This is a genomic window from Candidatus Methanomassiliicoccus intestinalis Issoire-Mx1 (genome assembly GCF_000404225.1).
GTDB lineage: Archaea > Thermoplasmatota > Thermoplasmata > Methanomassiliicoccales > Methanomassiliicoccaceae > Methanomassiliicoccus_A > Methanomassiliicoccus_A intestinalis.
In genome coordinates this window covers 1,117,936-1,135,502 of the sequence record NC_021353.1, presented here as the reverse complement: position 1 = coordinate 1,135,502, position 17,567 = coordinate 1,117,936, and the positions used below count along the sequence as shown (strand labels likewise).

General features: G+C 44.5%; 18 protein-coding genes. 12 read left to right on the top strand and 6 right to left on the bottom strand.

The window, feature by feature from the left end:
- Positions 1–139: 139 nt before the first annotated feature.
- Positions 140–880, top strand: a complete 741-nt coding sequence (locus H729_RS05520; RefSeq protein WP_052312422.1) for a class I SAM-dependent methyltransferase — start codon at positions 140–142, stop codon at positions 878–880.
- Between the two features lie 55 nt (positions 881–935).
- Here the strand turns inward: H729_RS05520 and H729_RS05515 are convergent, their stop codons facing one another.
- A complete protein-coding gene (locus H729_RS05515; RefSeq protein ID WP_020449017.1) occupies positions 936–1,676 on the bottom strand; it encodes a class I SAM-dependent methyltransferase in 741 nt (246 codons plus the stop codon).
- Between the two features lie 121 nt (positions 1,677–1,797).
- Positions 1,798–4,251 (bottom strand): MMPL family transporter, encoded by a 2,454-nt coding sequence (locus tag H729_RS05510; protein WP_020449016.1) that lies wholly within the window; start codon positions 4,249–4,251, stop codon positions 1,798–1,800.
- Between the two features lie 244 nt (positions 4,252–4,495).
- Here H729_RS05510 and H729_RS09500 point away from each other — a divergent pair, with 244 nt between their 5' ends.
- From H729_RS09500 to H729_RS05495, 3 genes are all read left to right on the top strand, one after another.
- Positions 4,496–5,230 (top strand): TetR/AcrR family transcriptional regulator, encoded by a 735-nt coding sequence (locus tag H729_RS09500; protein ID WP_020449015.1) that lies wholly within the window; start codon positions 4,496–4,498, stop codon positions 5,228–5,230.
- Between the two features lie 139 nt (positions 5,231–5,369).
- The gene (locus H729_RS05500; protein WP_020449014.1) at positions 5,370–5,759 is read left to right on the top strand and encodes a hypothetical protein; all 390 of its coding nucleotides are present in this window, start codon (positions 5,370–5,372) and stop codon (positions 5,757–5,759) included.
- A gap of 13 nt (positions 5,760–5,772) precedes the next feature.
- Positions 5,773–6,183 carry a tetratricopeptide repeat protein gene (locus tag H729_RS05495; protein ID WP_020449013.1) on the top strand — a complete coding sequence of 137 codons (411 nt, stop codon included), beginning with the start codon at positions 5,773–5,775 and terminating at the stop codon, positions 6,181–6,183.
- Here H729_RS05495 and H729_RS05490 read toward each other — a convergent pair.
- Together H729_RS05490 and H729_RS05485 are read right to left on the bottom strand one after the other, a co-directional pair.
- Complete coding sequence (locus H729_RS05490) at positions 6,175–6,861, bottom strand: tetratricopeptide repeat protein (protein ID WP_172618670.1); 687 nt, start codon at positions 6,859–6,861, stop codon at positions 6,175–6,177. The two genes, H729_RS05495 and H729_RS05490, sit on opposite strands and share 9 nt — an antisense overlap.
- Entirely contained in the window at positions 6,842–8,026 is a 1,185-nt protein-coding gene (locus H729_RS05485) for a tetratricopeptide repeat protein (protein WP_020449011.1), read from the bottom strand. The genes H729_RS05490 and H729_RS05485 overlap by 20 nt, the downstream gene beginning before the upstream one ends.
- 217 nt (positions 8,027–8,243) lie before the next feature.
- Between H729_RS05485 and leuS the strand changes: the two genes are divergently transcribed.
- Complete coding sequence (gene leuS / locus H729_RS05480; RefSeq protein ID WP_081633173.1) at positions 8,244–11,291, top strand: leucine--tRNA ligase; 3,048 nt, start codon at positions 8,244–8,246, stop codon at positions 11,289–11,291.
- A 2-nt stretch (positions 11,292–11,293) separates the two neighbouring features.
- On the opposite strand, the gene H729_RS05475 is transcribed toward leuS, so the two are convergent.
- A complete protein-coding gene (locus H729_RS05475; protein ID WP_020449009.1) occupies positions 11,294–11,833 on the bottom strand; it encodes a UbiX family flavin prenyltransferase in 540 nt (179 codons plus the stop codon).
- Between the two features lie 1,055 nt (positions 11,834–12,888).
- On the opposite strand from H729_RS05475, the gene H729_RS05470 reads away from it, so the two are divergent.
- The 6 genes from H729_RS05470 to H729_RS05445 all read left to right on the top strand — a co-directional run bounded on the left by H729_RS05470 (position 12,889) and on the right by H729_RS05445 (position 15,517).
- Positions 12,889–13,146: a CopG family ribbon-helix-helix protein gene (locus H729_RS05470; protein ID WP_020449008.1), complete on the top strand. Its 258-nt coding sequence runs from the start codon at positions 12,889–12,891 to the stop codon at positions 13,144–13,146.
- Positions 13,147–13,599: 453 nt separating this feature from the next.
- Entirely contained in the window at positions 13,600–14,028 is a 429-nt protein-coding gene (locus H729_RS05465; protein ID WP_020449007.1) for a 30S ribosomal protein S19e, read from the top strand.
- Positions 14,029–14,050: 22 nt separating this feature from the next.
- Positions 14,051–14,392 (top strand): DNA-binding protein, encoded by a 342-nt coding sequence (locus H729_RS05460; protein ID WP_020449006.1) that lies wholly within the window; start codon positions 14,051–14,053, stop codon positions 14,390–14,392.
- A gap of 5 nt (positions 14,393–14,397) precedes the next feature.
- A complete protein-coding gene (locus H729_RS05455; protein ID WP_020449005.1) occupies positions 14,398–14,553 on the top strand; it encodes a 50S ribosomal protein L39e in 156 nt (51 codons plus the stop codon).
- 17 nt (positions 14,554–14,570) lie between these two features.
- Entirely contained in the window at positions 14,571–14,843 is a 273-nt protein-coding gene (locus H729_RS05450) for a 50S ribosomal protein L31e (protein ID WP_020449004.1), read from the top strand.
- 17 nt (positions 14,844–14,860) lie between these two features.
- Positions 14,861–15,517, top strand: a complete 657-nt coding sequence (locus H729_RS05445) for a translation initiation factor IF-6 (RefSeq protein ID WP_020449003.1) — start codon at positions 14,861–14,863, stop codon at positions 15,515–15,517.
- Positions 15,518–15,554: 37 nt separating this feature from the next.
- On the opposite strand, the gene H729_RS05440 is transcribed toward H729_RS05445, so the two are convergent.
- Entirely contained in the window at positions 15,555–16,190 is a 636-nt protein-coding gene (locus H729_RS05440) for an MBL fold metallo-hydrolase (RefSeq protein ID WP_020449002.1), read from the bottom strand.
- 254 nt (positions 16,191–16,444) lie between these two features.
- Between H729_RS05440 and H729_RS09495 the strand changes: the two genes are divergently transcribed.
- Positions 16,445–17,566: a DUF373 family protein gene (locus H729_RS09495; RefSeq protein ID WP_020449000.1), complete on the top strand. Its 1,122-nt coding sequence runs from the start codon at positions 16,445–16,447 to the stop codon at positions 17,564–17,566.
- The last annotated feature ends 1 nt before the right edge of the window (position 17,567 follow it).

The following is a 17,567-nucleotide window of genomic DNA, read 5'->3' as shown; positions in this document are numbered from 1 at the left end:
TTCGCAGCAGTCTTTAATCTATCTCGGCTGAAGAGTAATCTCAGAAATGTCATTGATGTTTTTTCATAATTGCTTTATTATCTGCACATAATCTAAGTAATAACTTTTTAAACTTGTTGTTATTTATGCATCTATGAATATGAGCATCAGGAATCACTGGGATACAGAATCCGTCACCTATGACAGCTTCGTGGTCAAAGGCTTCTCCATAAAAAAAGAAAGGGAAGCCTGGCAGACTTTGTTCCTTGATGCTCTCAAATCAAAAAATCTCAGACTGCTGGATGTCGGCTGCGGGCCGGGAATAGTGTCTATGCAGCTGGCAGATCTGGGATACAGCATGACTGCTGTAGATTTTTCAGAGAAGATGCTGGCGGCTGCGGTAAAAAATGCTGCAGACAACAATCTGAAAATAGACTTCCATCACGGCGATGCTGAGAATCTTCCCTTTGAAGATGAATTCTTTGAGGGGGTTGTCAGCGACTATATGCTCTGGACCGTACCTCATCCAGAAAAAGTGATTTCTGAATGGTTCAGAGTATTAAAGCCGGGGTGCAGAATAGCCTATGTGGACGGCAACTGGGTTTCAGATCCTAAAATGACCAGGCTTAAAGTCTGCCTATCAAACCTGGGTGTTTTTCTGGACTCTCCTTCACGGTGTTTTCATGGAAAATGCGAAGTGTCTGCAGATCTGCAGACTCTGTGGTCTGTAAATGCTTCCAGACCAGCTGATGATATTAAAATGATGGAAAAAGCAGGTTTTACTGATATCTGTGTAAGGCACAATATTCAGGACAGCGTGCTTCACGGCATACGCCACCTTGCGTACGGAAGCACCAATGATCATTTCATGATCACAGCAGTAAAGCCGCATACATCCTGAAAAATGATTTATTGTAAATTATCATATATCACTGATTGCTCAGTGATATACTTCCTTACTTAGTAGCACAGATCATAAATGAGAACGGAAGGTAAACGTCTTCTCCGTTGCACTGAGTGCAGTACGAGTCTTTTCCGTCAGTATCCACCTTTACAGATTTGACGCCCATTTCTATCAGCGTGTTGATGTCCCACTGCGGTCTTCTCTCTTTACTCAGGGGAAGCTCTCTGGCAATGTCTTTGATTATGTTGCTGTCGACATTTTTGATATATCTGTGTTCAACTTCTCCTCTTCCTGTCTTATGGGCATCTGCATAATCCTCATCATACAAATGCAGGTAGTGGTTTCCATCGAAAACCATCATTTTTCCATCGGGTTTGAGAACTCTGAGCCACTCAGCATACGCTTTCTTGGGATTTTCCAGATCCCATATCAGATTTCTTGACAATATCAGATCAAAGGTGTCATCTTCAAAATCCAAACTGTGGGCATCCATTTTAGAGAGCTCTGCGCTGACATTGTATCTCCGGCAGTTCTTTTCTGCCTCTTCCAGCATGGCTTCTGTATAATCCACGGCAGTGATTCTGTGCCCGTCTCTTCCCAGGAGAATCGGAAAAAACCCAGGGCCTGTGCCGACATCGAGAATTTTCAAAGGTCCGTCTGTATCTACATGATTTAATATCATGCTCTTCCAGTGCTCAGCTCTGCTGGTCTCAAACTCATCGATGATGCTTTCTGAATATCCTTCTGCCCTCATCGACCAATAGTTTTTGATTTCTTCCAATTTTCCTATCAATCGTATCCCCGTGAGGTGTAGGTAATACGAATATTAAAAAAGTATCATGGTTTAGATCTGTTTATTGATCAAAAGATTAAGAAAAATAAAGGTTTCACGTTGCCGTGAAACCTAAGATGTTTCATTCTTTGGCTGCCCTTCTCTTCTGAAGGAACTTGGGTCCTTTCCAGCTCCAGTCACCCATAAGGTGCATGAGAGCAGGTACGAGGTATGTAACCACGATCAGAGAGTCAATCAGGATAGCGAATCCGAGAGCGAATCCGAATTCCTGAAGCATCGGTGAAGCGGATGACAGCAGGGTAAGGAATGTTCCTCCCATGATCAGTCCGCAGAGGGTGATTACTGCTCCAGATTTCTCCAGGGCGCTCGTGATGGCTTCATCATTGGAAAGACCCTTGCTCTTTCCTTCTCTGATACGTGTTGTGAGCAGGATATCGTAGTCCATACCAAGTCCGAGACAGACGACAAGCAGCACAATCGGGACGATCCAGGTAACGGGTATTCCCAGAAGTTCTGTGAATACAAGGTGTGTAAGTCCGATTGTCCAGGATATGCTCAGCAGGATGGTAAACAGAGACCTGATGGGAGTGAAGTATGATCCCAGTACAAAGAACAGGAGGATGAAGATCAGTACAACAACACCGATTTCAATCCAGGTGAACTCTGAATCTACAGTCTCTGATATGTCCTGAACTGTAACTGCAGTTCCTGTAACCCATGTGTTCTTAATGTCCGAATTATCCGCAGCATATCCAGATGCCACATCTTTCAGGGATTTGATTGAATCCATGGAAACAGCAGACATGGGTTCGTCAGCCATCATTACCGTCAGGATAGCATAGTTTCCGTTGGTGGAGACAAGGCCTGTTCCGTAGTTGACAATGTAGTCGATTACTGGAGCGGCTGTTGCCACGTCAGTGTTCCATCCGACCATGGTGAATGCCTGTGTAATCGCCGGCTGTACCATGCTTGGCAGGTTATCTACAGCTACCTTATTCACCATTTCAGGGGTGATCATTTCTGCTGGCATTCCCTGTGCAATCATTCCCTGATACACAAGCTGATATACAGAAGCCCAAGGAGTTGGTCCGAGAACATAGCTGATGTTTTCATCAGAGGAAGCGAGTTCTGTAGACATTTCAGACAGAGTCTTGAGATATGTGTATCCTTCAGCTGTCCAAGTCAGCGTATGATTTGTACTGTCTATGACGGCAATTGGATTCTGAAGTTCGTAAAGGATATAGGTCGGCATGATAAGGCCGCCTTCAGCCCTGTCAGTGATTACTTGCACTCCTTTCTTTCCTTCACTGTCAGGCATGATGCTTACCATATCATAGGAGTCATCGGCTGTGAATGCTACATAGCACAGCGGGACTGAAACGATTATTGCAGCTATCACAATTGGTACTGCATATTTGATGGCGCGTTTTCCAGTTTTCTTGAAATATCTCTTGCTGAACTCTACGCATCTTCCGTAGAATCCATTGCGGGCTTTGCTTCCCTGCTGATATGTAGATATTTTACTGGGCCAGAAGATCTTGTCTCCTATAACTGAGATGAGAGCCGGGATGAATGTCAGGGCGGCAAGCATGGCCATTACAATTCCGAGAGCAAGAATGATACCCATTGTAGAGACCATGGAGAATGAACAGAATGACATCACACCGAAACCGATGATGACAGCGAGACCAGAAGTTGCGACAGACTCGCCAGCCCATTTGATGGCTTCTTTAAGAGCTGCATCTTTCTCTTTACCGGATTTGCGCTCTTCTCTGTATCTTGATATTATGAAAATCGAATAGTCACATCCCGCACCAAGCATTGAGACAAGCACAATGATGCTGGTGATGTAGAATATGTCAAGTATACCTCCGAGGAAGAATATCAGTGCCAGTACTATTCCGTATGCGATACCGACAGTGGCTGGAGGCACTACTGCAGTAACAACGGTAAGGAAGAACAGACCTATCAGCAGAAGAATCAGAAGAATGGAGATCGGGTCAATTTTCTGCACATCTTTGTTTGCACCTTCCATGGTGTCATATGTAATAGCGTCATTTCCTGTGACATATGTCGTTACGCTGCTGAGGCCAAGATCGCTCTTGGTGGTGGAAACTACATCTCTTATGTTTCCTATTTCATCAGTGCTGACAATATCCTCATCGTTGTATGAAATCGCTATAAGATATACACCGCGCTGCTCAGCCGTTGACTGATCTTTGCTGTAATAACCCATTCCTGCGGCCGTGACGTTTCCTGCCCCGTATTTTTCGTCAAGATGGGATTGCAGACCTGAACCAGTGTCAAGCAGTCTCTGGGCGTCAGCCAGTTCTTCCGGAGTATCGTAGGGGACTGCAATTATAGTTCCCTGACTCGTACTCGAGTAGAAATTGTCTTCAATTATCTCTGCCCCGCTTACAGACTCAGAATTAGCTCCCGACATGGTGGTCATGTCGTAGTTCATAACTGAATTGTACTGCACTGCAAACGGCAGAGCCACAACTAGAATTATAATCCATAATGCCAGGATTGGTTTTGGATGTTTGATAATGGCATTAGCTAATTTTTCGAACATTAAGTTCTCACCTTGAGCATGCTCAAGCAACATTGAGTATTTGAATCTTTTGAACATGCTCAAAAATATGACTTATTTTTGCTGAATTAATCATCTTCGAAATTCTATGAAAAATATTGATGTAGAGAGTCCAGTAATAGCAAGTTATTAAAACTACAAAAACAATGTAGGCAACAGGGTTTGTGTAATTTGAGCACATTCAAACAACAGTAATTTGATCCTGAATTGAACATGAAGGTTTGGAATGAAAACAAACGGACGATCTCCAAAAGCCTCGTTGGAGAAGGCAAATCCGAAACGTGACGTTTCCCGCAGTAAGATTCTAGAGGCAGCCATGGAACTTTTTTATGTACAGGGCTACAACAAAACCACCACGCGTCAGATAATCCAGAAAACCGGAATTCTGAACGGCAGTCTGTATCATTCATTCACCAATAAGGAAGATATTTTCAAAACCATTATCATTCAGGCCCTCAAGGATTCACTGGAGGAATCTGAAAAGCTCCTTCACAAATGTGATTCCATCTCTGATCTGATTACTGTTGCCGCATTCCCGGTGGCACTGGAATTTTATGCGGCCAGTTTGTCAAAGCGCGCTGCAGAGCTGCTTTATCAGGCGCATCAGTCGTGGACTGTCCTGGACAGCTTCATAAATGTATATATCGAATGGGTTTCAAGCCACACAACTCTGTTTGATCCCAACGAGCATAAGCGCGAGTTCTATGTGAATACACTTGCAGTAATGGGAAGCATTGGAAATCTCGTGGGGGAATTCTGCAATACGGATCAGAAACTTAACTACAGAGACAGCTTCAAGATAGGTCTGGAAATATTCTGTGCGGTTTTCAAATATCCTACGTTTACGATAGATTCCATAGCTGAAAATGTATGCAACATGGTTGAATCAAACAATATCCAGATTTTCAATAAAAAACTGCAGATCGACAACGACAAACTGACAGTTGAAAACATTTCATAATCTCAGACTACGAAAACCTTTTAAAATTACGAAAAGAGCACGGCATATTATTATTCTCAGATCCTTAATCAATAGGTACTTGTATATCTAGAGTTATTGCACATTCTGACAATACCTGAAGTTCTATGGATGGGACATTATGGTTGGCTACGATCTTAGCTGTAACAAGTGCGGGCATACAGTAAACATTTCTGAGTGGGTAGGACAGCATGATACGGATCAAGAGATTGAAGAGAAGATCCGCAAAGGCGAATTTGGAGAAGAAGTAAAGAAGTTCTACGATGAACACGGGGGACCCATTACCGTTCTATATGAACTATACCGCTGTGAAAAATGCGATTTAATTTCTGAAGAAATATATGTAATAATTGCCAAGAATAATGATGAATTCCTGATGCACCAGACCTGCAAAGAATGCGGCGGAAACACGTCGCTTGTAAACATGAGCATCGAAGGTACGGATCATATTCCCTGCCCCAAATGCCACAGGGGACGGCTGGTAATGACTGGAGAATTCCTCTGGGACTGAGCTTTGTGAGATTATGAATTTCGAAGAATTGGTAAAAGCGGCTGAAGAGGGAGATATGAATGCCGGGACGACCCTCGGCATAATGTATCTCTCAGGTGATGAAATCGCTCAGGATTTTGAGATGGCTTTAAAATATATCCTTCCTGCAGCTGAATCAGGAAATGAAGAAGCGATGTTTTACCTCGGCGGCATGTTCCTCAACGGCATGGGTGTAGAGGCAGACGTTGCAAAAGCCATTGAGTATTTTACAATCGCTGCCAAGGCAGGCTATGACTCTGCCCAGCTGCTTCTGGGACTGGCATATCTGGAAGGCGAGGGCGTTGAAAAAAATCTTGAGACTGCTGAGATGTGGCTCACTGCAGCTGCAGAACAGGGCAATGAAGATGCCGCCTTTGAGCTTGAAAATCTAAAGTCGTTAAAGTAATTCGTAAACATTCCGGTTGGCTCTTTCAAAGAGCTCCTTCGCTTTTTCTTCATTTTTTGCAACGCCGATGCCGCTGAGATACATTTCTGACAGTCTGAGATATGCATCGCTGTTATCCTGCTCAGCAGAAATTTTCAGGAATTTAATGGCATTTTCATAATCTCCCTTTGAATAGTATATCATGCCTGCGCTGTATGCGGACAGATCATCATTGAGCTCTCCTCCTTTGGAAAACCATTGAAGAGCTTCTTCCTTATCGTCATGAAAACAAAGTTCTCCCATTCTGTAGCATGCAGGCCCGTATCCTGATTCAGCCGCCTTTCGGTACCATTTCATTGCTTCTTCGGAATTCTTTCCCACTCCTTCTCCATGCATATACGATTCGGCCAGATCATACATGGCCTGGCGGTGGCCGTGGATAGCCGCCCTCATATACCATTTTACAGCTCTTTCAGGATCTTTCCAGATTCCCTGGCCCTCGCCGTGGCATTTTCCTCTCAGGTACATTGCCCCGACATTGCCGGCATTGGCTGCAGAACGGAACAGCGCAAAGGCCTTTCTGAGATCCTGTTTTACGTATATTCCAGCATAGTATCTCAGGCCGAGCTCATAAGCCGCTGACGGATCAGCACCGGAGATTCTTTCCAGTTCTTCAATATCAGTTTTTGAATATTGCATTTTCATCCCTTTCCCGCAGCGCCATCATGGCGCCGAGATGTCCCTGCCTTGCAGCCTTGGACATCCATTTTACGGCTTCATCTTCATTTCCTTTTCTAGAGAATATCACGGCTGCTTCATACTGCGATTCCATGCTGTCTAGTTCGGCTCCTTTCAGGAACCATTCAAATGATTTCTCTTCATCCGGTTTCACTCCCCAGCCGTCTCTGTATGCCACTCCCAGGGTATAGGCTGCAGAAGCATTTCCGCAGAGAGCTGCTTTCTCGCTCCATTTTACAGCAGCCTCATAATCCTGAGGCACACCGTTTCCCAGGGCATACATGGAAGCTAAGTCGTGCATCGCTTCAGCGCTGCCGTTTTCAGCTGCTGTGGTATACCACCTGACCGCTTCGGTATAATCTTTGCCGGTTCCTCTTCCCCACTCGTACATTTTTCCCAGTGCGGCAGCGGCAGGAGAATAACCGCATTCTGCCGCTTCCCTGCACATTTGAAAAGCTTCTGCCAGATCCTCATTGTTTTCAGCAGTTTCATCAAGAACTGCCGACAGAGCAAACTTTCTTTCAGAACTGCCTCTTTCAGATTCTTCTATCATATCTGCCAGCGGGCTGCCGGCTGTTCTGTACCATTTTACCGCTTCTTGCCGGTCTTTCAAGACTCCGCTGCCTGTGAGGTACATTCTGCCAAGGCGCAGGGCGGAGATAGTGTTTCCCTGAGATGCGGATTTAGTCAGCCAGGTTACTGCCTCTCCGCAGTCTTGCTCAATTCCGTCTCCTCTCAGGCAGGCCATGCCGTAATTGTGCTGAGCCTCTGCCAGTCCGGCTTCGGCAGCCTTTTTAAAATAACCGGCAGCTTTCTCAGGCATGCCCCTCTTCAGATAGATGGCTCCGGCCTGAAATGATGCAGCTGCGATGCCTTTTGAAGATGCAGTACAGAACAGTTCCAATGCCTTTTCCAGGTCTGCATCAGTACCCAGGCCGTCTTTGTACATCATGGCAGCGTTGAATGCAGCCTCGGCATTTTGAGGCGCTGCTTTCAGGTACCATTTTAAAGCCTCCTCATCATTCTTTTCAACTTCTTTTCCTAAAGCGTAGGCGGTGCCGAGGTAGTACATTGCGTTAAAATCATTTGATTCTGCTGCGGCTCTGAGCGATTCGATAGTTCCCATAATCATCAGCCATAATTTTAGTAGTGCAACTTACAAAAAAGCCTGCAAGTGCCGGCAATCTAGAGGTTAATCCTCACAAGGGGGTTAGATCACCGGCATGGCATATAAGTTGTAATCAGATATGAGATTTACTCTCAATTTTTAACTGTGCCACAGCAGCCCAACAAACATGGTATTAATAGTGGTTGTGTATTCCTGCGTAAAGACAGGTGTAGCTATGTCCGATTGGACGACTGAGATAGAAGCCAAGTGGCAAAAACGATGGTATGACGCCAGAATCAATGAGGCGGAGCGCGATTCAAGACCAAAGTTCATGATTATCTTTGCATACCCTGGCTTGACTGGATATCTTCACGTTGGCCATATGAGGGGATACACCTATGTGGATGCTATCGGGCGTTTTATGAGGATGACAGGTCACAACGTTATGTTTCCTGTGGGAACTCATGCAACTGGAAACGGAGCCATTTCGCTCGCCAGGCGTGTGGAGAGAGGAGACTCTAAAACTATCGAGTATCTCAAAAACAACGGCTGTACCGATGAAGACCTTGAAAAGCTGAAGGATCCTCTCAGTGTAGTTTCGTTCTTTAATGATGTTTATATTCAGCAGTACTGGAAGCGCTTTGGATTCCTGTCAGACTGGCGCAGGTTCACCTCTACAGTGCATCCAGGCTACAGCAAATTCATTCAGTGGCAGTTCCGCAAGCTGCATGATAAGGGAATGCTGTTCCAGAAGCCTTACTTTGCACCGGCATGCATAGAATGCGGACCGGTTGCTGTGGATCCTTCAGAAACAGATCTGTCAAAGGGAGGAAATGCAGAAACAACAGAGTATACGCTTCTGAAGTTCAAATGCGAAGATTATTTCCTGGTGGCTGCGACTGTAAGACCTGAAACTGTATACGGACAGACCAACTTCTGGGTGAACCCCGATGTTGAATATGTCAAGGTAAAGATAAATGATGAGATCTGGGTCATAAGCCCGCAGTCTTTTGAAAAGATGAAGCTGCAGAAAGACGGAATGGAACTTGTGGGAACTGTTCCGGGCAGAGAACTCATCGGCAAGATGGCCACAGCGCCTGTGATCCACCGCGATATCCCGGTACTGCCGGCTAAGTTCTGCAAGCCCGAAGTCGGAACCGGTCTGGTGACTTCAGTGCCCTCAGATGCCCCGGATGACTGGATATCAATTCATATTCTCAAAAAGAATGACGAAATGATCAGGGAATACGGGCTGAATCCTGAAATGGTAAAGTCCATCAAAGCTATACCGATCATCGACACCAAGGGCTACGGCCCCCTGCCGGCAGCTGAACTTATTGAGAAGATGGGCATCACCGAAGCCGGGGATCCCAGGCTAGATGAGGCTAAGAAGCTGATTTACAAAGACGGTTTCCACACTGGAGTGATGAATCTCAACTGCGGGCCCTTTGCAGGCATGAAAGTTGAAGAGGCCAAGGAAAAGATGAAACAGATGATGCTCGACAGCGGGGAGGCAGACGTGTTTTACGATCTGTCCGAGGAGGTAATCTGCCGCTGCGGACTGCCGGTATTCATCAAAAAGGTTCCAGACCAGTGGTTCATTGACTATGCCAACCCTGAAGTAACTGAGCAGACCAAGGAGCACTGCAAGGGCATGCATATTCTCCCGGCTGATTACTACAACAATGTGCAGGGTGTCCTAGACTGGTTCAGAGAGAGAGCATGCGTCAGGCAGGGAAACTGGCTGGGAACTAGATTCCCCTATGATGACAAATGGATCATCGAAGCCATCTCAGATTCCACTCTTTATCCTGTTTATTATATCATATCTAAATATTATTTCGAAGGAGTAATAAACGAAGACGAGATGACTGAGGAATTCTTCGATTATGTCCTGCTTGGCAAGGGAAATATAGAAACCGTGGCTAAAAATACCAGAGTCGATCTGGATACCCTCTATAATATCCGTGAGGACGTACTGTACTGGTACCCGCTGGATCTCAACCTCGGCGGCAAGGAGCATATGACTGTGCACTTCCCGGCGTTTCTGATGAACCATGCCGCCATTCTGCCCAAAGACATGTGGCCGAGGGGAATCTTTGTAAACTGGTATGTCACCGGCAAGCTGGGAAAAATCTCCAAATCCAAGGGCGGTGCAGAACCTATTCCGGATGCTGCAGGAAAATTCGGTGTGGACGCGCTCCGTTTATATTACGCCCACATAGCCGTGCCTTTTGCAGATGTGGCATGGGATGAGGATGCCATCGTAACTTATGAAGCCAGAATGGAGCGTATTCTGAGGACAATAGACTCTCTCAAGGAGCTGAACGGCACTGATCTCAAAGATATAGATGCCTGGCTCATTTCGAGGATGAATACCCGCATTGATACCATCCGCGACTGCATGTATGAATATGACATCAGGGGAATGGCTAACGAAGTTTATTTTGAGGCTCTCAACGACATGCGCTGGTACATGCGCAGAGGCGGCAGCAACAAGAAAACCGCCCAGAAAGCTCTGGATATCTGGGTAAGAATGATGGCGCCTATCACGCCGCATATTGCCGAAGAAGTCTGGGAGTCTCTGGGTCACAAGGACTTCGTCTCTATTGCTGATTATCCGGAATATGATGAAAACGACTCTGACTTCGGAGCTGAAATCTCTGAAGAGTATCTTGAGTCAGTCATAGATGATATCAAAGAGATTCTGAAAGTCATCGACAATCAGAATGCCAAAAATGCAGAGGAGGATCCTGCAGCAGCTCCCAAGGTGCCGGGAACCATCTACATTTACACAACTCCCATGTGGAAGATGAAAGTGCAGGCTCTGGCAAAAGAGATGCTCGGCAACATGAGGCTGCCTGCGCTGCTGAGACCGGCTGCCGTGGCCAGGGAGATGAGGCGTTCTGGAGCAGAAGACGATTCAATTATTGAAACTGCCTTCGATGCAGGGAGAAAAGCCGCCTCCAGGATGCTTACCATACCCTCATTCACAAAAGCTGTCATGGCAAACAATGAACTCAAAAAACGCGGAAAGGAATCAGCTGATTTCGCAAGGAAGCTGGCAGAAGAGTTCAATAGAAAATCAGATGCAGAAATTGCCAAGGCCACACTCGATCTGAATGAGTATGAGTATCTCAAAGAGGCAGAGAGTTTTCTGGCATCAGAACTGGGATGTGATGTAAAAGTCTATTCTGCAGACGATTCAGATGCTCCGGATCCACAGAAGAAAGCAAGAGCTTCAGCACCAAAGAGGCCTGCCATCTACATAGATCTGGTGTAAACTCATTCCCATCTTTCAAACAGCTCGTGGTTCTGCCCGAGCTGATCCAGTATTTTTCCGACTATAAAATCAATCAGTTCTTCTAAGGTATGCTGATTTTTATAGAACCCTGGCGAGGCCGGCAGGATTGTAGCACCAGACTTAGCAAGTTTCAGCTCATTTTCCAGCATGATCACGCTTAAAGGCGTTTCTCTGGTAACCAGGATAAGTTTTCTTCCTTCCTTGAGAGCTACTGACGCAGACCTCGTGATTAAAGAATCGGCTATCCCGTTGGAAATCTTTGCCAGAGTCGACTGGGAGCAGGGGCAGATGATCATAGCATCGATTTTATGTGTACCGGATGCGGAAGGTGCAAAAAGATCGTCATCGCTGTAAAGGTTCCCATACTCTGAGAGTTTCTCATAGCCGATGCCAGTTTCATGTTTCATTACTGCTTTTCCTGTTTCGGAGACTATGATTTCCTTCTCTCCCTGCAAAGCCTCTAAAAGTTTCAGCCCATAGCAGATTCCAGAAGCTCCAGTAATGGCAACGAGATAACGCATACGAAAAAGCATTGGTATAGATGTATTTCAAATCTACTTGAAAACCAAGTGATATATGACGCAGCATTAATATAGCTCCTCTATCAAAATCATCTTAGGGACTTGTGCAATGAGTCACTGTCCCTCTTGCCAGTTTAGTGAGAGCATTCTGTGAATTTTAGATACACTCATTGACAATTTAATCCGGGCCTATCTCTCAAAACAGCTATATTTTTCAATTGGTTAGTCAAATGATATTTTTCTCAAGATGATGTCAGAAAATAATGATATTTTGTTTAATGCATCATTCAATCATTTGAAAAACAGAAATATGCAATTCTTCAAGAATTTGATTCTGATGAAATGCATTTCTAAAATGGAAGATATTGATCAAAGGCAAAAAAGTATAAGCATAAAATCGATAAGAGAACTAGGATGGAGGTGACCGTCCTCTTAAGAGGACGGGGTTCGTAAAGTGAACCACACTTTGACTGGATAATTACATCCAGTCAATAACTATCGACAATTTGCCGATAGTTATTTTAACTCTGAATCCACGAGAGAAACGAGTTACTTTGGCTGAAATCAGCACTTTCACCTCCTCCCAGAGGACTCAACCCTATGGAGAATGGGGTCAGCTACCTCCATGAGGTTGACTTCTCCCCTTTTCGGGCATTTTTCTGATTGCGTTTTGGCATCTAATCCATCAGATTATCTAAAAGTATTAATCAAAAATTGACTATAATGGCTAGAGGAAGGCTGTTGTTGCTATTTCAGTGTATAACATACCACCCAAACCCTTTACCTTCCTCGCCTGGATGATTATTCACTCATTTCATTTTCCATGATCTTGATGAGGAGCTGTTCAATAGGTATGCCTTCTTTCTTTGATGCCATTTGTATCTTCTTAAATAATTCATCATCAACTTCCAATGAGAATCCATTGCCGTCTTCTGATTCTATTATTAATTCTCAAATCTCGTCAAGCATCTGAGTTTAGTATTATTGTAATTTACTAAATAGGTAACATAGAACTGTGCTAAGTTTATATTTTGATATATTAGATGCATGATATCATGTCTTCTAAGAGTCCTAAGACGCCTTTTAAACTGTTAATTCCAGGTGCATTGCTGAAAAGGGTTGACTATTACGTAACAAATGACGATTACAGTAACAGGTCTGAATTCATAGTGAGAGCAATCAGAGACTACGTTGACAAGCTCGACTATGTCAAAGCAATCGATAAAGAATATGCAATGTTCGAAGACAAGAAAAATAAAGAAGAGAAATCGACAGATGATAAGGAAGATTCAATCCGAAGTGGTTCGCGATGAGTAAAATTCTGAATAGTAAAGATGCGACCGCTTGAGCTTTTCCAGCATTAGTTTTTCGTCTGTTTGAGTACGATGCTCTCATCAGCGGATTCGGTAATTTCTTCGATGGCCTCCCGTCAAAACTGTCAAAGTCTTATTCATCATTAGTTGATTGATCAGGAGATGAGCTTTCTCAATTTAGAAAAATTCCTGCGAAAGCTTTGTAAACACTTCATGCTCTCTTTCGTTAATTGCTTTAAATGCATACCTGTTACGGTCGGAATCTGATAGAAACTCAACATAGTTCTATTCGTATCTGGCTATCAGGGAAATGGCAATTTCTATATTATTGTCCCAGACTGCTTTTCCAGCGCCAAAGTAACATATAGGCTTAAATATAAGTGTAATATTGGTGGGAGGTAGCATTATCTATATTCAATAATAGAGAACAAATGCCATTAGAGGTAGATTCAAATGGTTACTGTCTATGATGTCCCGCCGGAGAAGCTTATCATGAAGGCCGCTGAAAAATTAAAGCAGGTCGATGCGATCGCAGTCCCGGAATGGGCAGAATTCGTAAAAACTGGAAGGCATACTGAAAATGCTCCAGTTCAGGAAGACTGGTGGTTTATCCGTGCAGCTTCCGTTATGAGAAAAGTTTATACAAAAGGCCCAATGGGAACGTCCAGACTCGCCGCTGAATACGGTGGCTTTGCTGACCGCGGTTCCAAACCGAACAGAGCTATCAAGGGATCCCGTGCAATCGCAAGAAGATGCCTGATCCAACTTGAAAATGCTGGATTTTTGTTAAAAGACAAGAAAAACGGCAGAATGATATCTCCAAAGGGTCAGTCATTCCTTGACAACGTTGCCAAGGAAGTTTACGACGAAATGAATAACTAATACTTATTCAGGAGTGAAACATATGCATGACGCTGAGCTTGAAGAACTTCGCCGACGGAAAATGGCGCAATTGCAGCAGTCACAAGAGTCACAGTTGCAGCAGCAGGCCATGATGGAAGAACGTGCGAAACAGATGGAAGCAGAGCGTCAGGCCATTATGCGCCAGATATTAACTCCGGAAGCCAGAGAAAGACTGGCAAAGGTGAAAATGGCGTATCCAGATGTAGCTGCAGCCGTTGAAGAACAGCTGCTCCGCCTCATGCAGATGGGGCGTATCCAAAATCAAATAGACGATGCTACTCTGAAAGCGATTCTAAGACAGATTTCGCCTCAGAGGCGTGAAATTAAAATTGAAAGGGTGTAAAGTTTATGGCTAGGAACAAGCCCGCCGCTATGAAAGGCCGCCTAATGAGGGCGGACAAAACTAACCGCAGAGTCCCTGCATGGGTTATGATTAGGACTAACAGAAATGTACTCCGTCATCCTAAGAGGAGAAACTGGAGACATAACGATCTGAAGGAGTGAGCAACATGGTGGATAATATGGATGAGAGAATTATCAACATAACACTCAGAAAGACAAGAGCAGTACCTCGTACACAGAGAGCTAGAAGAGCTATCAGCGAGCTGCGTTCCAATGTTGCAAGACACATGAAGGTCAGCGAAGATGATGTATGGATCGACAAAGGTCTAAACGAAGCCATATGGGCCCGCGGGATTACAAACCCTCCAATTCACATAACTGTAAAAGCTGTGAAATTTGAGGACGATCTCGTTGAAGTATCTCTTCCAGACAACTCCGTGGCAAGCAACTAAACCCGCGGTGACGTCATATGATGAGACTCTCCAGCTACAATGGCAATCCGTTCATAGGAGTCTACTGTGTAGCTAATGAAGAGATCTCATTAGTTCCTTTAGATTGTCAAGACTCGCTCGTGGATGATATCCAGGCATGTCTTGAAGTAGATGTAATAAGGACGAGTTTGGCTTCTAGCACCATCCTTGGTACCCTAATGGCTATGAATTCTTACGGGGCCGTGACATCCGACATGGCCTCGCTTTCAGAGCTTAGGCCTTTACGCGGTAAACTTCGTTTCAGAAGGATCAAAGACCGTGTGAACGCATTTGGCAATAACATTCTTGTGAATGACAACGCTGCACTTGTGAATCCCGACCTGGACAATGCCAGCATCAAAACGATTGCCGACACACTCAACGTGGAAGTCGTCAAAGGTTCTGTTGCAGGATACAATACTGTCGGATCCGTCTGCGCTGTTACTAACAAAGGCCTGCTCTGCCACCCTCTGGCTACAAAAGAGGAACAAGATATGCTGAAATCTCTGTTTAAGGTTCCAGTGGCGGTGGGAACTTTGAACTATGGTTCCCGTACAGTCGGAGCCGGCATTCTGGTTAATACAAAAGGTGCTGCAGTAGGATCTAAAACAACTCCCATAGAAATGGGCAGAGTCGAAGACGCTCTGTATCTGTAATCTTTTTTTTAAGTTTATTTTTTAAAAGGGCTTTCACTTAAGGTGAAAAGACCCAGTATTCAGTTTTTGGAGACATGTCTTCTTTATTGAAATCAATCTCATTACCGACTCCCAGTATATCTTCTTCCGGGAGACCATCTAAGAATGGATCAATGCCGGCTACAGAGATTGAGAGGCCTCCGACATGATAATGCATGGGAATGGCCACAGACGGTTTAAGCAGCTCAATCACTCTCTTTGCATCCTGGCTGTCTATTGTAAAGACTCCGCCGACAGGAATGAATAAAATATCAACGGGTCCGATGGCCTCAGCCTGCTTTTCTGTAAGCAGATGTCCAAGATCGCCGCAGTGGCAGAATCTTATGCCATCCATCTCAAAACAAAAAATTGTATTTTTACCGCGCTTGGAACCTTCTTCATTATCGTGAAATGTCGGTATGCCCCTGACATTCAAACCGCAGGCGGCAGTTTCTCCGCAGCTTGTAACAACCTTGGGATCGCCTTTGACAATTCTTACGCAGTTGTGATCAAAGTGATCATGCGAAACCAGCACAACATCTGCTTTCACAACTGGAGGTTTTATCCCAATAGATTTACCGTCATGGGGATCAGTAACCACAGTTATGCCGTCTCGAATTTCGAAACAAGAGTGTCCGTGCCAAATAATTTTCATCGAATTTCCTCTGCAGCTCTATGCTGATGATTAATGAAGGTTCCTCAGCGACTGCCTAGAGGGGATATTACATCTAATATATATCTTGATGCCTATCAGTCTATCATAATTCAATATGCCAGTGTTATTATTGAGTTGATAATGATATATTTAAATTATAATCTTTTTTTAAAGAAATCTCTATTTTTAAAATTCTTTATTTTGCTCATCCCAGGTCGAAGCTTAAATATCTTAGGTTTCGATATGGGGGGTGAATGAAAACACTTGTTCTCTGCGTGGATCGAGATGATGATTTTGGTAGAAAGGCTGGTTTGAACAGTCCTTTTATCGGCAGAGAAGAAAATATGATTGCCGCGAACGGGCTGGCTCTCAAGGATCCAGAGGACTCGGACATCAACACGATTTTTGCAGCAATCAGCATGTATGATGAGATGCTGAAAAAGGGTGTCGATGTTGAGATAGCGACTCTATGCGGCGATATTCATGTAGGGTACGAGAGTGATTTGGCCCTTACAACTCAGCTGGAAACCGTTATAAATATAACTTCAGCAGACCGCGTCATACTGGTATCTGACGGAGCAGAGGACGAGTACATCTATCCGATTATTTCGTCAAGAATTAAAGTCGATTCAGTAAAAAAGGTGTATGTCAAACAGGCTCCAACCATGGAAGGCATCTTTTACATCATTGTGAAAATGATCCAGGATGACAAGATGCGCAAAAGGATTCTGGCCCCGATCGGTCTTGCGCTGCTTATCTTTGGTCTGTTCTCAATCATGGACCCGCTCATGGGCATAATGAACGGTTCAAACATTTCATACAGCACCATCGGGATATCAATGATCTGGCTGGTGGTGGGTGCCTATCTGGTATCGTTTGCATATAAACTAGATGAGCATCTGAAATTGTATCTGCGCGGAGTGAAAAAGGCCGTCCGTTCAGGAAGCCAGTTAATTCCGTTTGCCGTTCTTTCAATAATCCTGCTGGTAACTGCAATATTCTACGGCTGGGATTCTGCCGCAGCTATTGTGGATAAGAACATAGGCAGGCACGCCCTGGCATTTGTGGGCGGATTCTTGTGGCTGGCAATATTCTCGTACGTTGTACTTCTCATTGGAAGATTTGTGAACAACTATGCCCTGGAGAGAAAGATAACATACGGGGCGATAGTGGAATCAATCACAGTCTTTGCAATAGGATTCATCGTGCAGGGAGCTCTTGATTCAGCCAACAGTCTGTTTGGGTATGCAAGTTATGAGGATCTTTTAGTGGTGCTGGAATTTGTGCTTGGATTTGGTCTGGCAATATTTGCCGGCATTCTCAACTTCTCTTTCCGCGCTATGGACAAAGATGATGAGTACAGTGATCTGGAGTGAA

Excerpts from the sequence above, each read along its gene's own strand:
- H729_RS05520 (WP_052312422.1), top strand. The coding sequence starts at position 140 with ATGAGCATCAGGAATCACTGGGATACAGAATCCGTCACCTATGACAGC.
- H729_RS05510 (WP_020449016.1), bottom strand. The coding sequence starts at position 4,251 with ATGTTCGAAAAATTAGCTAATGCCATTATCAAACATCCAAAACCAATC.
- H729_RS09500 (WP_020449015.1), top strand. The coding sequence starts at position 4,496 with ATGAAAACAAACGGACGATCTCCAAAAGCCTCGTTGGAGAAGGCAAAT.
- H729_RS05500 (WP_020449014.1), top strand. The coding sequence starts at position 5,370 with ATGGTTGGCTACGATCTTAGCTGTAACAAGTGCGGGCATACAGTAAAC.
- H729_RS05495 (WP_020449013.1), top strand. The coding sequence starts at position 5,773 with ATGAATTTCGAAGAATTGGTAAAAGCGGCTGAAGAGGGAGATATGAAT.
- H729_RS05490 (WP_172618670.1), bottom strand. The coding sequence starts at position 6,861 with ATGCAATATTCAAAAACTGATATTGAAGAACTGGAAAGAATCTCCGGT.
- H729_RS05485 (WP_020449011.1), bottom strand. The coding sequence starts at position 8,026 with ATGGGAACTATCGAATCGCTCAGAGCCGCAGCAGAATCAAATGATTTT.
- leuS (WP_081633173.1), top strand. The coding sequence starts at position 8,244 with ATGTCCGATTGGACGACTGAGATAGAAGCCAAGTGGCAAAAACGATGG.
- H729_RS05475 (WP_020449009.1), bottom strand. The coding sequence starts at position 11,833 with ATGCGTTATCTCGTTGCCATTACTGGAGCTTCTGGAATCTGCTATGGG.
- H729_RS05470 (WP_020449008.1), top strand. The coding sequence starts at position 12,889 with ATGTCTTCTAAGAGTCCTAAGACGCCTTTTAAACTGTTAATTCCAGGT.
- H729_RS05465 (WP_020449007.1), top strand. The coding sequence starts at position 13,600 with ATGGTTACTGTCTATGATGTCCCGCCGGAGAAGCTTATCATGAAGGCC.
- H729_RS05460 (WP_020449006.1), top strand. The coding sequence starts at position 14,051 with ATGCATGACGCTGAGCTTGAAGAACTTCGCCGACGGAAAATGGCGCAA.
- H729_RS05455 (WP_020449005.1), top strand. The coding sequence starts at position 14,398 with ATGGCTAGGAACAAGCCCGCCGCTATGAAAGGCCGCCTAATGAGGGCG.
- H729_RS05450 (WP_020449004.1), top strand. The coding sequence starts at position 14,571 with ATGGATGAGAGAATTATCAACATAACACTCAGAAAGACAAGAGCAGTA.
- H729_RS05445 (WP_020449003.1), top strand. The coding sequence starts at position 14,861 with ATGATGAGACTCTCCAGCTACAATGGCAATCCGTTCATAGGAGTCTAC.
- H729_RS05440 (WP_020449002.1), bottom strand. The coding sequence starts at position 16,190 with ATGAAAATTATTTGGCACGGACACTCTTGTTTCGAAATTCGAGACGGC.
- H729_RS09495 (WP_020449000.1), top strand. The coding sequence starts at position 16,445 with ATGAAAACACTTGTTCTCTGCGTGGATCGAGATGATGATTTTGGTAGA.